We start from the raw sequence: 12,538 nt of genomic DNA, 5'->3' as shown, positions 1-12,538 counted from the left end.
GGGCGGGATGTTCAGGTGCCGGGGCGGCGGCCGATCAGCACCACCCGGGTGCCGACCTTGCCCAACTCCCACATCCGGACGGCGTCGGCGTGCAGCAGGTTGACACAGCCGTGCGAGCCGATCGACTTGTCGTGCAGGTAGGTCGTGGTCTCGTGGAACCCCATGCCCTGGGTGAAGTGCTGCCAGTACGGCAGCCACACCTCGTACGGGTTGGACCACTCCTTCGGATTGCGGTAGTTGACCGTGTAGGTGCCGGACGGGGTCCGGTAGCCGGACATGCCGGTGCGCGTCACCGTCGGCGCCATGATCACCTTGCCGCCCCGGACCGCCCACACGGTCTGCCGGGTCAGGTCCACGCAGAAGGTGGTGCCGGTGCCGGCCTTGCAGCGGGTCGTGTCGGTGGTGGCGAGTCGCTGGGCCACGTCCAAGGTCGTCGGTCCGGCGCGTCCCTCGACGGGGCGAATGCCGTACCTCTTCTGGAACTTCTTGATGGCGGCGCAGTCGGCGGCGGACTGCCGCCCGTCGACCGTGACCGGCCCGAACCCGCCCAGCCGGGCGAGGTAGGTCTCCACGGCTCGCTGGTGCTGGCCCTGCGGGCAGCCGGCGACGGTCGGCGTACCGGTGCTCGGGGTCGGGGTCGACGCCGTGCGGGTCGGCTTCGGCGTGGGTTTGCGGGACGGTTTCGACGTCGGCGCGGCCGGCGTGGGCCGGCCGCGCTGGCCCGGCCCGGACGTGCCGCTCGCCCCCGTTGCCTGTTCCGCCGCACCGACCGGGGCGGCTCCCCCGCCACCACTCCCGCCGGACTGCGGATCGAACGTGCACGCGCCGGCCCCGACCAGCACGACCACCGCCAGGGCAACCAACCGGGAAGTGCTCCGGACACGCCTCATGGCACCTCCCCTGGACGGTCGTCCCTTTGCTAGACGTTCGTGAGTGCCGTCCTGGTTGCACCCGGCGCTCATCTTTCTTTCCACGTTCTCCGCCGTGCAACACTGGATGGTCAGCCAGCGGCGGGTCTGCGACCCGCTCCGGCTGGACGGCCAACCGAGGAGAGGACGCTGGCGTGAGTGGTGGACCCCTGATCGTGCAGTCGGACAAGACCCTGCTGCTGGAGATCGACCACCCCGACGCGCAGGCCTGCCGGATGGCGATCGCCCCCTTCGCCGAGCTGGAGCGCTCCCCGGAGCACGTGCACACGTACCGGCTGACCCCGCTCGGGCTGTGGAACGCCCGTGCGGCGGGGCACGATGCCGAGGGCGTGGTCGACACGCTGATCAAGTACTCGCGGTACCCGGTGCCGCACGCGCTGCTGGTGGACGTGGCCGAGACGATGGACCGCTACGGCCGGCTCCAGCTCGCGAACGACCCGGCGCACGGGCTGGTGCTGCGCGCGCTCGACCGGCTGGTGCTGATCGAGGTGGCCAAGAGCAAGAAGCTCGCCGGGATGCTCGGCGACAAGATCGACGACGACACCATCCGGGTCCACCCGTCCGAGCGGGGCCGGCTCAAGCAGGCGCTGCTCAAGCTGGGTTGGCCGGCGGAGGACCTGGCCGGTTACGTCGACGGTGAGGCGCACCCGATCGAGCTGGCCGAGGCCGGCAAGGACGGGCGCAAGCCGTGGACGCTGCGGTCGTACCAGCGGGAGGCCGTCGAGGCGTTCTGGGCCGGCGGGTCGGGCGTGGTGGTGCTGCCCTGCGGCGCCGGCAAGACCCTGGTGGGCGCGGCGGCGATGGCCGAGGCGAAGGCGACCACGCTGATCCTGGTCACCAACACCGTCGCCGGCCGGCAGTGGAAGCGGGAGCTGATCGCCCGCACGTCGCTGACCGAGGAGGAGATCGGCGAGTACTCCGGCGAGCGCAAGGAGATCCGCCCGGTCACCATCGCCACGTACCAGGTGCTCACCTCGCGGCGCGGCGGCGCTTTCACCCACCTGGACCTGTTCGGCGCCCGCGACTGGGGCCTGGTCGTCTACGACGAGGTCCACCTGCTGCCCGCGCCGATCTTCCGGTTCACCGCGGACCTCCAGGCCCGCCGCCGGCTGGGCCTCACCGCGACATTGGTACGCGAGGACGGCCGCGAGGGTGACGTGTTCAGCCTGATCGGGCCGAAGCGGTACGACGCGCCGTGGAAGGACATCGAGTCGCAGGGCTGGATCGCCCCGGCCGAGTGCGTCGAGGTCCGCGTGACCCTGACCGACGCGGAGCGCATGTCGTACGCGACGGCGGAGGCCGAGGAGCGCTACCGGATGGCGGCGACCGCCCGCACCAAGCTGCCGGTGGTCAAGGCGCTTGTCGACCGGCACCCGGACGACCAGGTGCTGGTGATCGGCGCGTACATCGACCAGCTGCACCAGCTCGGCGAGTACCTCGACGCGCCGATCATCCAGGGCTCGACGACGAACAAGGAGCGGGAGCGGCTGTTCGACGCGTTCCGTTCTGGCTCGCTTCGCACCCTCGTCATCTCGAAGGTCGGGAACTTCTCCATCGACCTGCCGGAGGCGGCGGTGGCGATCCAGGTGTCGGGCACGTTCGGGTCCCGGCAGGAGGAGGCGCAGCGGCTGGGGCGGGTGCTCCGGCCGAAGGCCGACGGCCGGCAGGCGCACTTCTACACGGTGGTCTCCCGGGACACGATCGACACCGAGTACGCCGCCCACCGGCAGCGGTTCCTGGCGGAGCAGGGCTACGCGTACACCATCGTCGACGCCGACGACGTCCTCGGCCCCAAGCTCCCTTCGGTCGACTGACGCGCGGCCCGGGTGCAGGTGTCTGTCTCACGCGCTTTGGAGCTGATGTCGTAAACGAATCAGCCGGCCGCGTCCTGCTCCGCCAGGTCGGCAACGACCTCGCGAAGCACTTCCGTGAGTCCGTTCAGCGCCTCGATCTGGGACGAGGCAAGCCAGGAGAGGGACGGGAACTCGGCACAGGTGGCGACGAACTCGCCATCCTCCGCGGACCAGGCGAGGCGATAGGTGTAGTGGGTCTCGGGACGGGCGTCGGACTCCACAACGTGACCTCCGTCGTGTCGATCGCGTTGAGCGGCTCGGGCGGGGTGCTTCGGCCGCAGGCCGACGAGCACCCTGAGTCAAGGGTGCTCTGCTCGGGGTAATCCTGCGCAGCCTGGGCTTGAGGTGAGAGGGGGCATCGTCGATGAAATACACCGCCAGATGCGTACGCTCGGGCGATTGGTGGGCGATCAGCGTGCCGGAGATCAAGGGTGTCTTCTCCCAAGCTCGCCGCCTCGCCCAGGTCGAAGGGATGGCACGTGAAGCCATCGCTCTCGTGCTCGACGTCGACCCGCACAGCTTCGACGTCGACGTGCAGCCCGACCTGCCGCAAGAGGTGACCCGCGCCCGCCAGGCCCGCGGCGCCCTGCGCAAGGCCGAAGAGTCCGCCGAAGAGGCGACTGTCACCGCCGCACGCGCACTACTGGCAAAGGGCTACACGGTCCGCGACGCGAGCGCGCTTCTTGGCCTCTCCCCGCAGCGAGTGTCGCAGCTGGCACCGAAAAGGCTGCGGCCGGCGGTGCGGACAAGATCAGCAAGGGCGGGAAAGCCGCACTGAAGCAGGACCGCGAGATCGCCGCCGCTTGATACGGCGATCTCCGGCACCGGAACGACTCCCAAGCTAGCGCACCTCAGCATCCGGATCGGGGGTCGTCGTCGTGCTGCCCCTCGCGGCGCGGTGGCGCGTTCACCCACCTGGACCTGTTCGGGGCCCGCGACTGGGGCCTGGTCGTCTACGACGAGGTGCACCTGCTGCCCGCGCCGATCTTCCGGTTCACCGCGGACCTCCAGGCCCGCCGCCGGCTGGGCCTCACGGCCACTCTGGTACGCGAGGACGGCCGCGAGGGCGACGTGTTCAGCCTAATCGGCCCCAAGCGGTACGACGGACGACGTGCTGGGGCCGAAGCTGCCGAGCCGGGCTGAGTCTCTCCGTCGAGAGATCCCGTCACGGTCGAAAGGTGCCAAAGGAGCCATCCGAGATTCATCGAATACAGCCCCCTTGCTGCAGCAACTGAAGTGGGGCTGATCTGCTCATTACGAGTCGGTAGCCGGGCGCTGCTCCGCCGGCTGCTCTTCCTACTCGACCTGATACCCCGGTCCGTGATTGTCCGCTGTTGTTCGCCGGCTTGGCTGCTCGCTTGGCTGCTTCCTCCCCTAGCCACTGATCATGCGTGTTGTTGCGACAGAGACGGCGGGGATACGACAGTCACGTTCCACTCCCAATGCGGGACCTCCCCCTCGTGGGTAGGTAGGCCGCAAGGGCAAGTCCAGAGCTCGACCTCGTCAACCTCGGGACTGGGAGGCCAAAACCGTAGATGAAGCTCGCCGGCAAGGGGTTGGACACGCCCGGGTGGCAGCGTCTCGACATGGACACGCTGCGTACTGCCTCCCAGGGTAAGCCGGTCCACGCTTAACGTCGTTCTGGCGTTCCTCTCGATCTTGTCTCCGAGCACCCTGTACGACCGGGGCAGGCTGAACACGAAGCACAGATCTAGCTGGCCAGCGTGTTCGCTGCGTATGAGCTCAAACCTGGGCGAGTCGGGTTGAAGTGGGCGGTACGCATCATGTTGGCGCTTCCTCTCGATGTCAAGGATCCCGTTTGCGCTCGTTACGGCTTGCTCAGCGGCGTCTGCAGATCGCGCTGAGGATGCAGCGGAGTCCTTCGCGGCCGTGGCTGAGGATTCAGCGGCATCGGCGTTCCGGCGGTTGTGCTTACCTGTCCAGATGGCCACGACCAGCGCGCCGATGCTGATCAGGAGAGCCGCGACGCCGGTGAGGAAGGTTCCGACATCGGTCCAGGCCGCCGCCGGCTGGTCTGCTAAGGAGAGGACTGTCACGGCGAGACCATAAGCGAGGACAGCCAGTGGTGGCTGCCCTTGCCGGTCGGCGCTGCCTACGATGTCTCGCTTACAAGTTCTGGGCACGTCGTCCGACGGGATCCATCCGCGTCTGCGACCTCGGGCGACTGTCCGCGCCCGACCGCCGGCGGCCGCCCTCGTCGCGGATCGTTGCTGTCTCCGGAGCTGTCGACAGCCGTTGCCTGACTCCCACACTGCCAGGGGATCTTCCGAACTCTCCTGACCTGGCGTGGCGCTGACTCCTGCGGCCAGCCATCCGCCCTCCCCGTCAGTCCCCGTAGACGCCCCGACTAGCCCTGTCGACTTAGCACAAATCTGGCACGTCCTGCGGGCCCAGCGGGAACTTCGCACAGGCTGCCGCAGTCGATCGCATCGCATATCCACTGGTTGGAGCAACTACATCCCGAGCTGACTGGTGCCGACGCATAAAGTCTTCTCCGACGTGCCAGCGTCCGCCGGCTCACCTGCGGATTAGCTGACTGAGCGCTGCCGCGACCTTGCGCCGCCCGGTCCAATCCGGCGTCTCGGGGACCCACTGTCAATCCGTCACAAGGCTACAAAGGTTCGGTTCCTCTATCCGCCACCATGTGCGAGATCGGCCCCGACCAGCAGAGGCGCGGTCAGGGTCGATCTTTTCTGGTCCGGCTGAGTCCAGCCGTTACCCGCTGTCGCTCATCGCCCGGGGCATATCCGTGCAGCCGCGCCAGCAGACCATCCGGCCGGTCTCTGTCTACCGATCCGTCGACAAGACGACAAAAGTCCGGCCATCTCGGCGCAGCCGTTGCCATGACATAGACGAAAACCATACATTTCTAGATTCCCTACGTAGACAGGTTTGGTTTTCTAATGGTCGAAGCCATCATCGGGGATGTTGTCGCCACTTTAATCAGCGATGTAACTGTGCGAGCTATGACACAGATGACAGCCGCCTTGCGCCAACGGAGAAGGGGAGGGGGCGGAGAACCTAGCCAAGAAGTAGCAATTCTGTTGAACCCCGCAAAGATGACAGAGTCGCTCCGCATGTTGGCCATCTCCGTCCCACCGAATCTAACTTACGAGGAGGTCCAGGGCTATCTCCAAAGCGCTCACGCCCAAGGTGTTGCGTTCGAGCTCTTAATGGCAACCCTTGCCGACGCTTCGAGCCGGTCGATTGAGAGCATCAAGGATCGAATGGCGACGGAAACGTCGGCGTTCTTTCCCACAATTACACCGGCGGCTCGATCGCAGGTGATCGGAGACATCTTCCGTGTTTTGCAGGAGGAGTGCAAATACATAGTATCTCGCTTGAGCGAAGAGCATGCCGAAATCGTTTCTTCGCTTAAAGCAGACGCTCAATTCCAACGGATGACCTCGATCATGGAGTTGATCGAACGCCGCCTTTCAAACCCCCGCCCTGAAGTAAGTGCCGATCAGCAGCAGTCTTTCGCCACCCGATATCTTGCCCAAGTGAGGGTAGCGCACGGATTTCTCGAACCTCCGGACTTCGATCGAAGGAAGAAGGTTCCAATCAGCTCGCTTTACGTCGAGCCAACCATAGCGTTGCGGGGCAATGAACAACAATTGGCTTCACTAGCGGGCCTCCGAGGGTCACTCGATCGAACTGTGCTAGTAGGTGACCCAGGGGGCGGCAAATCCACCGCAGCTACCGTGATAATGCATCAAACAGCTACATCAACTACTGCGATGATCCCCTTCCTTGTGGTTCTGAGGGAGTTTGCCTCAGGCAGCGTACTCAAGGAGTCAGTCGTCGAGCATATCGAGCGTCGCTTGAAGGTCGCGTATCAGTGTCCGCCCCCTCCAGGTGTTGTGGAGATGCTTCTGGAGTCAGGGCAGGCTCTAGTCATTTTTGACGGGCTTGATGAGCTGCTCGACACCTCGCGGCGCAGAGAGATAACCGATGTCGTTTCCTTGTTCTGTAGCCGCTATCCTCTAACCCGCGTCCTCGTGACGTCACGAGATGTTGGCTACGACCAAGCACCGATGGACCCAGAGCAGTTCACTGCTTTCCAGTTGGCGGACTTCAGCCCAAACCAGGTTGAGGAATACGTTACGAAGTGGTTCTCGCAAGATTCCGGGCTTACGGAAGAGGAAGTTGCCTCCTGGACCAGATCGTTCATGAGTGAAAGCGAGCAGGTGTCCGATCTCCGATCGAATGCCTTGCTTTTGGCGCTAATGTGCATCATCTATCGCGGAGAAAACTCAATACCACGGAATCGCCCGGCGGTCTATGAGCGCTGCGCGACAATGCTCTTTGAGAAATGGGACAGCAGTCGGAAAATCCACAAAGAGCTTCGGGTTGGCCAGTTGGTTGATCCAGCAATGAAGTACCTCGCCTACTGGATGTTAATAACGCCCGATGCGCAGGAGGGGGCCAGGGAGGAGGTGCTTGTCCGGGAGGCGACCAACTATCTGAGGACCCACAGGTTTGAGGATGCTCATGAGGCCGAAGTCGCCGCACGCGAGTTCATCGAGTTCTGCCGTGGTCGAGCCTGGGTATTTAACGATGCTGGTTCGACTGCCGACGGCGAGCCACTCTATAAGTTCACTCATCGCACTTTCATGGAATACTTCGCCGCATACCACCTCACTCGCATTAGCGATACTCCGGAAAAGCTTGCGAGGCGGCTGCTCCCTCGGGTCACCAAGGCGGAATGGGATGTTATTGCCCAACTGGCTGTCCAAATTATGGATAAGCATAACGAAGGTGGCGGCACGCGCGCGTTTCGGTACTTACTCAACGACCGGGCCCGCCGCTCGACGCTGACTCGTGAGAATCTTCTGAGTTTCATGTGCCGATGCTTGGAGTTCTTGGTGATCCCGCCTAATGTACTGCGGGCTCTAGTCGATCAGGTGGTTGAAAACACAGTTTCTTTAAGGAATGTGACTGATAGAAGACGGCAGGTTGGACTAAGCCTGGGATATCTCATCGCAAAGAATACCCCTCAGCAGCGAGCAACCGTTCGATCCCAGTTGAAGGCCAAATTCGAATTGCTGGCGAGCGACGAGGACCTTGACCTCCGCAAGTTTGGGCTTACCCTCGCATCGGATTGTTGGCTGGGGGCGACCGGGCTTCCGAACGCCGCCTTTCCTCGTGTACATCGGGACGATTGGACTAGCTATTCAGGGGCGGTTTTCGACGAGTTGTATGAGAAGTCTGACGCAGAAGTGAGGAAGGATCCTCTCGTTCGACGTCGGGCTTTTGCGCGCGGGCTAATCTCGTTCGAGGAGGCAGTGGATAATGAGAGTGACGTGAGCATTCTCTTTGACGGTTCAGGGAACGGGGTTTTGTCATCCTTCACAGAACCTCTCGCCCTGACCCTTCTCCTCCACGCTCTATTTGGGGATGACTGGGTCTTGCATATCGTTGATGTCGACGCACTCCTGACCGACATCGCCAACTACCTCAGGAGCAGGAACTTCTCCGTCGAGGCCAGCTTTAACGAAGCAACAGGGCGATTCCTGCTCGACATAGCAAGCTACACTCCTGCCTCCACATCTGGGTCCACTGCGTCTCCACTCGAAGGGGACTCCAATGGGATTGCCAGCTTCTTAATGTTATGCGTATTGGCCGAGTCGGCCATTCAATCAGCATTGACCCAGAATCGCAGTCACACCGACCATGAGGCATGGAGCCTCCCGAACCTTGGCAGAGCCGAAAGCTTCCGTTACTACTGGGAGTTGAGGAGGCACGGCAAGAGTGAAAATCTACCAGTAACGGAACCGCCTACATTGCCCGAAGAGATTCGGTCCTTTTTGAGCGCGTGGGCCGGCGGCAAATCATTTATCAGGGAAAACGGCACTACAGAGCAACTGACTACATGAGGCATTCGCCGCGGCCCAGTCACTATTGGCTCTAGACGGAGTCTTTGGTTGGTCCAACGGCCCGCGTAGTCGGCCGTCGCGCTTGGACCACACGACTTTGGCATTTTCATCGGGCTTCGAGGTGCTTGCCAAAGTCCGAGCGGGCCACCAGCTGCCCAATAGCTCCTCCGAGGCAGTCTGGATCGGCCCGCAATATCCGCACCATAGGCTGCCCCTCGAGCCATCCTGTCTGCCGTCGACCCGCCCTCCTGGGGAGCGGGCCGCCGCCCGGCCCGCCACGTCAAGCGGACCTTGATGCAGGTTCGGACGCTGGCGGGTCTGGCGGTGGTCTGCTCGGCTTGCCCGGGTCGATGGCAGGCGGGATGGCCACCGCAACCACCCATGGACCGCGACCCGCCGACGATGCCCCGGCCATCCTGGAGCCGGAGCGCCTCCGCCGGAGGCGCTCTAACCGCAACCCCGCGACTGCCGGCAGCTCGCCGACGCGGCTGGCGTCCGCTTCCTCACGCCGCGCGGGCTGCCGGCCGCGCGGCCCGGCCGGCTGCCGGCCCACCCCCTCACAGGTCAAGGCCAGCCCTGGCGCAACGCAGAGGGGCCGGGCCCTGCGCCCAGGCGGCGCCGCGTGCGGCCCGCTTGTCGGGCCGCCTTGAGACATGTACAGAAATTCTGAACCACATCGCCGAGGCCCTTCGCCGCCAGCAGAAGGGCGGACTGTTCAGCCCCGAGCGGACTCAGCGACAAAGACACCCCGACCTGGGCGGCCCACCAACACGCCCTGCTCCCGCAACGTCGCCACCGCCCGGTGGATCGTCGAAACCGAAACGTCGTAGTGGTCGGACAGCTGTTGAGTGGACGGGATCTTCGACCCGGGCTGGAACTCGCCCACCTCGATCCGCCTCAGCAGATCCTTGATCAACTCGCCCATCGTCGGCGGAATCGGCACGTGGAGGCCCCTTGCAGTCGGTTGGCCCTCCCAGTATCGAGCAACAGGTGAAAGAGCGGCAATAACTGACGCAGGAGAAGCAGGCAAGGAGCGACAGCTAGATTCGACAGGTAAGAGAGCGTTGACAGAGGTGATAGGTGTCGGTAGCGTCGCTCTCGGTGATGCGGTGCTGCTGCGGTCGGTTGGCGCCTCTCGTACCGGTCTCGCATCGCCGCCGAGACCCCACCCTCCGCGCTCCCCCGGCGCGGCCCTGCTGCCGTACCGCCGATCGAGGCTGCGGTCGCAGGGCGGGGCGGTCTCCGCCGACCGCAACCGGCGGAGGCCGCCCCCTCCACTTCGACGTGACCCGACGAAGGGCGGTCCCCCGTGCGCGACCTGATCCGTCGGCTGGTGAGCCGACGCGAGGAAAGACCACCGATGGCAGGAGACAACCAGAGACAACCCCTCCGGCCCTGGCAGATCCGCGAGCGCTGCTTCAACGTCCGCCGGCGTGGCCTCGACCCCGTCGAGATCCGCACCTTCCTCCACCGCGTCGCCGACGAACTCACCGTCGCGCAGACCGCCCTGGTCGCGGTGCAGGAGGAGAACGTACGGATCAAGAACGCGCTGCGCGCCTGGCAGAGCGCCCAGTCGGCGAACCACCGCTACCGATGACCGAGCGCTGGGTGATCCATCTGCCGGTCACCGCACCCGACCTGCTCCGGGCCCGAATCCTCGCCCGGACCGCCGCCCGGGTGCTGGCCCGGCTCAGCGCGCGGGTGGAGCCGGGCGGGGTGACCGTGTCGGCGGAGGACCAGCAGGGCGTACGACATTGGGTCTTCTGCGACCGGCCGCTACCCGGCGGCGCACGGTGCGCCCTGCCGGTCGACCACCTCGCGCCCTGCGCCCGGCGCGCGCGGCCGTGACGACAACGCTCAACGGGAGAAGCGGTCCACCAGCACTCTCAGCCGCCGGTCGTGGTCGGCGCGGCGGAGTCGACCGCTGCGCATCAGCGTGATCAGCCCGTGCAGGCCGCTCCAGAACGTCTCGGTGAACGTCTCCAGGTCGTCGTCCCCGGCGACCGGGCGTACTGTCTCGGCCAGTTCGGCGAAGCCTCGGGCCAGGTCGGTCGGGACCTCCTGGGTGGCGAACGGCAGGTCCACGGCGAGGGTGAACATCGCGTCGTAGATGGCGGGACGCTGCTCGGCGAACGCGACGTATGCCGCCGCGACGTCGGCGACCGCCTGCCGGGGACTGGCGGCCGAGGCCCGGGCCGTGGCCAGCGCGTTGGCCAGCTCGGCGAAGCCCTCTACGGCGACCGCCGCCATGATGGCGTCCTTGCCCTTGAAGTGGCTGTAGAGGACGGGCTGGCTGTATTCGATCTCGGCGGCGAGCCGCCGGGTGGTCACCGCCTCCCAGCCTTCGGCTAGGGCTAGGTCGCGTGCCGTCGTGACGATGGCCCGTTCCCGTTCCGCCCGCTCGCGCTCTCGGCGCCCCTGAGTCGACATGACAGCAATCCTAGCAGCGCTAGCGTTCCGTTCAATGCTCTGCTAGCGTCGCTCCTGCATCTAGCAGCGCTAGGAATTGGAGCGGACTCATGCTGGCACCCCTCGCCTACGGCCTCGCCGTCGTACTCAGCCTCTTCATCGCCTTCATCGGTGCGCGGTTCCTGCTGGTACCGCGGGCCGCCGCCGCCGGGTACGGCGTGCCGGCCCGGCCGGACGGCGATCCCGCCTACCTGACGATCAAGGGCCTCCGCGATCTCAGCTACGGCCTGCTCGGCCTCGCCCTGATCGCCTTCACCAGCGCCGACGCGGTCGCATGGTTCATGCTGATCGTCGCGCTCGTCCCCCTGGGCGACACCCTCATCGTGCTGCGCAACGGCGGAACGAAGGCCGTAGCCTTCGGCATCCACTTCGCCACAGCAGTGGTGGTCCTCCTGAACGCCGCCCTGCTCTTCGCCCTGTAACGCCCCCACCCGCACGTGGTGATCAAGAGGTTTGCGTCATCGACAGGCCGATCGGTGACGCAAACCTCTTGATCACCATGGTCGGTGGTCAGGACGTGGGGGGTGGGCAGCGGTCGGGGAGTTCGACCACTCCTGGACGGTGGTCGAAGGTGTCCATCGTGAACCACTCGTCCAGCTCCGGGTCGAAGAGATTCTGCAGGCCGAACTGCAACACCTGCCACCACCGGCTCGGGTCCCGCTGGTCGACGTAGATGTCGCCGAGCGCGATCGGGAACCGGAAGAACTCCCCCGGCACCGTGGACCCGCCGACGACACCCACCCGCCAGTGGTCCACGTGCCGGTCCTTCTGGCCCTGCAGGATCTCCGGGCCGACAAAACGCGACGTCTTCAGCTTGTCGTTGAAGATCTGCCGGTTGAAGAACCCCGGGATCTTGCTGCACGCGCGCGGCGGCAACAGCGGGATGTTCGGCCACTTGTAGGTGAGCGTGTAGAGCGTGTTCTCGAAGATCAGGTTCGTGAACCAGATCGGATGCTCCGGGCCGCCGGCGATCATCTGGCTGTTGCCGTCCCGGCCCTGCCAGGTGAACGGCACGTCGATGCCGAGGTCACGCACGATGTACCGGCCGGTGCCCTGAAAGTCTGCGGGAAGCAGCGGCGGGCGCGGCTCCCGCGGCACGGGGGCCACCTCGCCGTCCGCCCGGGCCGCGCGGGGCAGCGGCGCCGCCGCCGGACCGGGCGCGATCACCCCGAGCGCGAACAGCCCACCGGCCACGGTCGACACCACCATCCGATGTGTACGCCTCGAAGCCATCGACCCCTCCGCCGGGTGTAAGAGTGCCACCTGCCTTCGGCGCAGCGTATGAGCAGGCCAAGCGAGGCGAAGGCGGATCGCATTGACTCCCTCGGAAGGGTGAGACGCCTGAGCGACTCGGGTTTCTGGAAGTCGCGGTGTCCGAGGTGCGTTG

General features: G+C 65.3%; 11 protein-coding genes and 2 pseudogenes. 7 read left to right on the top strand and 6 right to left on the bottom strand.

Annotation, left to right across the window (positions count from 1 at the left end):
* Positions 1–11 precede the first annotated feature (11 nt).
* Positions 12–890: a L,D-transpeptidase family protein gene (locus AB0J68_RS00310; protein ID WP_363935157.1), complete on the bottom strand. Its 879-nt coding sequence runs from the start codon at positions 888–890 to the stop codon at positions 12–14.
* Positions 891–1,063: 173 nt separating this feature from the next.
* On the opposite strand from AB0J68_RS00310, the gene AB0J68_RS00305 reads away from it, so the two are divergent.
* Positions 1,064–2,743 carry a DNA repair helicase XPB gene (locus AB0J68_RS00305; protein WP_363935155.1) on the top strand — a complete coding sequence of 560 codons (1,680 nt, stop codon included), beginning with the start codon at positions 1,064–1,066 and terminating at the stop codon, positions 2,741–2,743.
* A 59-nt stretch (positions 2,744–2,802) separates the two neighbouring features.
* On the opposite strand, the gene AB0J68_RS00300 is transcribed toward AB0J68_RS00305, so the two are convergent.
* Positions 2,803–3,003, bottom strand: coding sequence for a hypothetical protein (locus AB0J68_RS00300; protein WP_363935154.1), 201 nt, complete (start codon positions 3,001–3,003; stop codon positions 2,803–2,805).
* 143 nt (positions 3,004–3,146) lie between these two features.
* On the opposite strand from AB0J68_RS00300, the gene AB0J68_RS00295 reads away from it, so the two are divergent.
* Positions 3,147–3,560: a type II toxin-antitoxin system HicB family antitoxin gene (locus AB0J68_RS00295; protein ID WP_363935152.1), complete on the top strand. Its 414-nt coding sequence runs from the start codon at positions 3,147–3,149 to the stop codon at positions 3,558–3,560.
* Positions 3,561–3,670: 110 nt separating this feature from the next.
* A pseudogene (locus tag AB0J68_RS00290) lies at positions 3,671–3,886 on the top strand (helicase); the annotation flags it as partial.
* Positions 3,887–4,167: 281 nt separating this feature from the next.
* On the opposite strand, the gene AB0J68_RS00285 reads toward AB0J68_RS00290, so the two are convergent.
* Positions 4,168–4,839, bottom strand: a complete 672-nt coding sequence (locus tag AB0J68_RS00285) for a hypothetical protein (RefSeq protein ID WP_363935150.1) — start codon at positions 4,837–4,839, stop codon at positions 4,168–4,170.
* Positions 4,840–5,880: 1,041 nt separating this feature from the next.
* Here AB0J68_RS00285 and AB0J68_RS00280 point away from each other — a divergent pair.
* On the top strand, positions 5,881–8,682 hold the full coding sequence (locus AB0J68_RS00280; RefSeq protein WP_363935148.1) for an NACHT domain-containing protein: 2,802 nt from the start codon (positions 5,881–5,883) through the stop codon (positions 8,680–8,682).
* A 715-nt stretch (positions 8,683–9,397) separates the two neighbouring features.
* On the opposite strand, the gene AB0J68_RS00275 is transcribed toward AB0J68_RS00280, so the two are convergent.
* Positions 9,398–9,625, bottom strand: a complete 228-nt coding sequence (locus tag AB0J68_RS00275) for a winged helix-turn-helix domain-containing protein (RefSeq protein WP_363935147.1) — start codon at positions 9,623–9,625, stop codon at positions 9,398–9,400.
* 441 nt (positions 9,626–10,066) lie between these two features.
* Here AB0J68_RS00275 and AB0J68_RS00270 point away from each other — a divergent pair.
* Both AB0J68_RS00270 and AB0J68_RS00265 read left to right on the top strand, forming a co-directional pair.
* Positions 10,067–10,279, top strand: a pseudogene (locus AB0J68_RS00270) (DivIVA domain-containing protein); the annotation flags it as partial.
* Positions 10,276–10,530: a hypothetical protein gene (locus tag AB0J68_RS00265; protein ID WP_355065510.1), complete on the top strand. Its 255-nt coding sequence runs from the start codon at positions 10,276–10,278 to the stop codon at positions 10,528–10,530. The pseudogene AB0J68_RS00270 and the gene AB0J68_RS00265, both read left to right, overlap by 4 nt.
* 9 nt (positions 10,531–10,539) lie before the next feature.
* On the opposite strand, the gene AB0J68_RS00260 is transcribed toward AB0J68_RS00265, so the two are convergent.
* A complete protein-coding gene (locus AB0J68_RS00260; protein WP_363935144.1) occupies positions 10,540–11,112 on the bottom strand; it encodes a TetR/AcrR family transcriptional regulator in 573 nt (190 codons plus the stop codon).
* 89 nt (positions 11,113–11,201) lie between these two features.
* Between AB0J68_RS00260 and AB0J68_RS00255 the strand changes: the two genes are divergently transcribed.
* Entirely contained in the window at positions 11,202–11,573 is a 372-nt protein-coding gene (locus tag AB0J68_RS00255; RefSeq protein WP_363935143.1) for a DUF4267 domain-containing protein, read from the top strand.
* A gap of 88 nt (positions 11,574–11,661) precedes the next feature.
* On the opposite strand, the gene AB0J68_RS00250 is transcribed toward AB0J68_RS00255, so the two are convergent.
* Positions 11,662–12,384 carry a hypothetical protein gene (locus tag AB0J68_RS00250; RefSeq protein ID WP_363935141.1) on the bottom strand — a complete coding sequence of 241 codons (723 nt, stop codon included), beginning with the start codon at positions 12,382–12,384 and terminating at the stop codon, positions 11,662–11,664.
* Positions 12,385–12,538 lie beyond the last annotated feature (154 nt).

Source organism: Micromonospora sp. NPDC049580 (assembly GCF_040675595.1).
In the GTDB taxonomy this organism is placed as follows: Bacteria; Actinomycetota; Actinomycetes; order Mycobacteriales; family Micromonosporaceae; genus Micromonospora.
Note: the sequence above shows the minus strand (reverse complement) of the source record. Positions and strands in the feature narration are given on the sequence as shown.

Bases quoted from the DNA above. Each gene is read 5' to 3' on its own strand.
- AB0J68_RS00310 (WP_363935157.1), bottom strand. From the start codon at position 890: ATGAGGCGTGTCCGGAGCACTTCCCGGTTGGTTGCCCTGGCGGTGGTC.
- AB0J68_RS00295 (WP_363935152.1), top strand. From the start codon at position 3,147: ATGAAATACACCGCCAGATGCGTACGCTCGGGCGATTGGTGGGCGATC.
- AB0J68_RS00280 (WP_363935148.1), top strand. From the start codon at position 5,881: ATGTTGGCCATCTCCGTCCCACCGAATCTAACTTACGAGGAGGTCCAG.
- AB0J68_RS00265 (WP_355065510.1), top strand. From the start codon at position 10,276: ATGACCGAGCGCTGGGTGATCCATCTGCCGGTCACCGCACCCGACCTG.
- AB0J68_RS00260 (WP_363935144.1), bottom strand. From the start codon at position 11,112: ATGTCGACTCAGGGGCGCCGAGAGCGCGAGCGGGCGGAACGGGAACGG.
- AB0J68_RS00255 (WP_363935143.1), top strand. From the start codon at position 11,202: ATGCTGGCACCCCTCGCCTACGGCCTCGCCGTCGTACTCAGCCTCTTC.
- AB0J68_RS00250 (WP_363935141.1), bottom strand. From the start codon at position 12,384: ATGGCTTCGAGGCGTACACATCGGATGGTGGTGTCGACCGTGGCCGGT.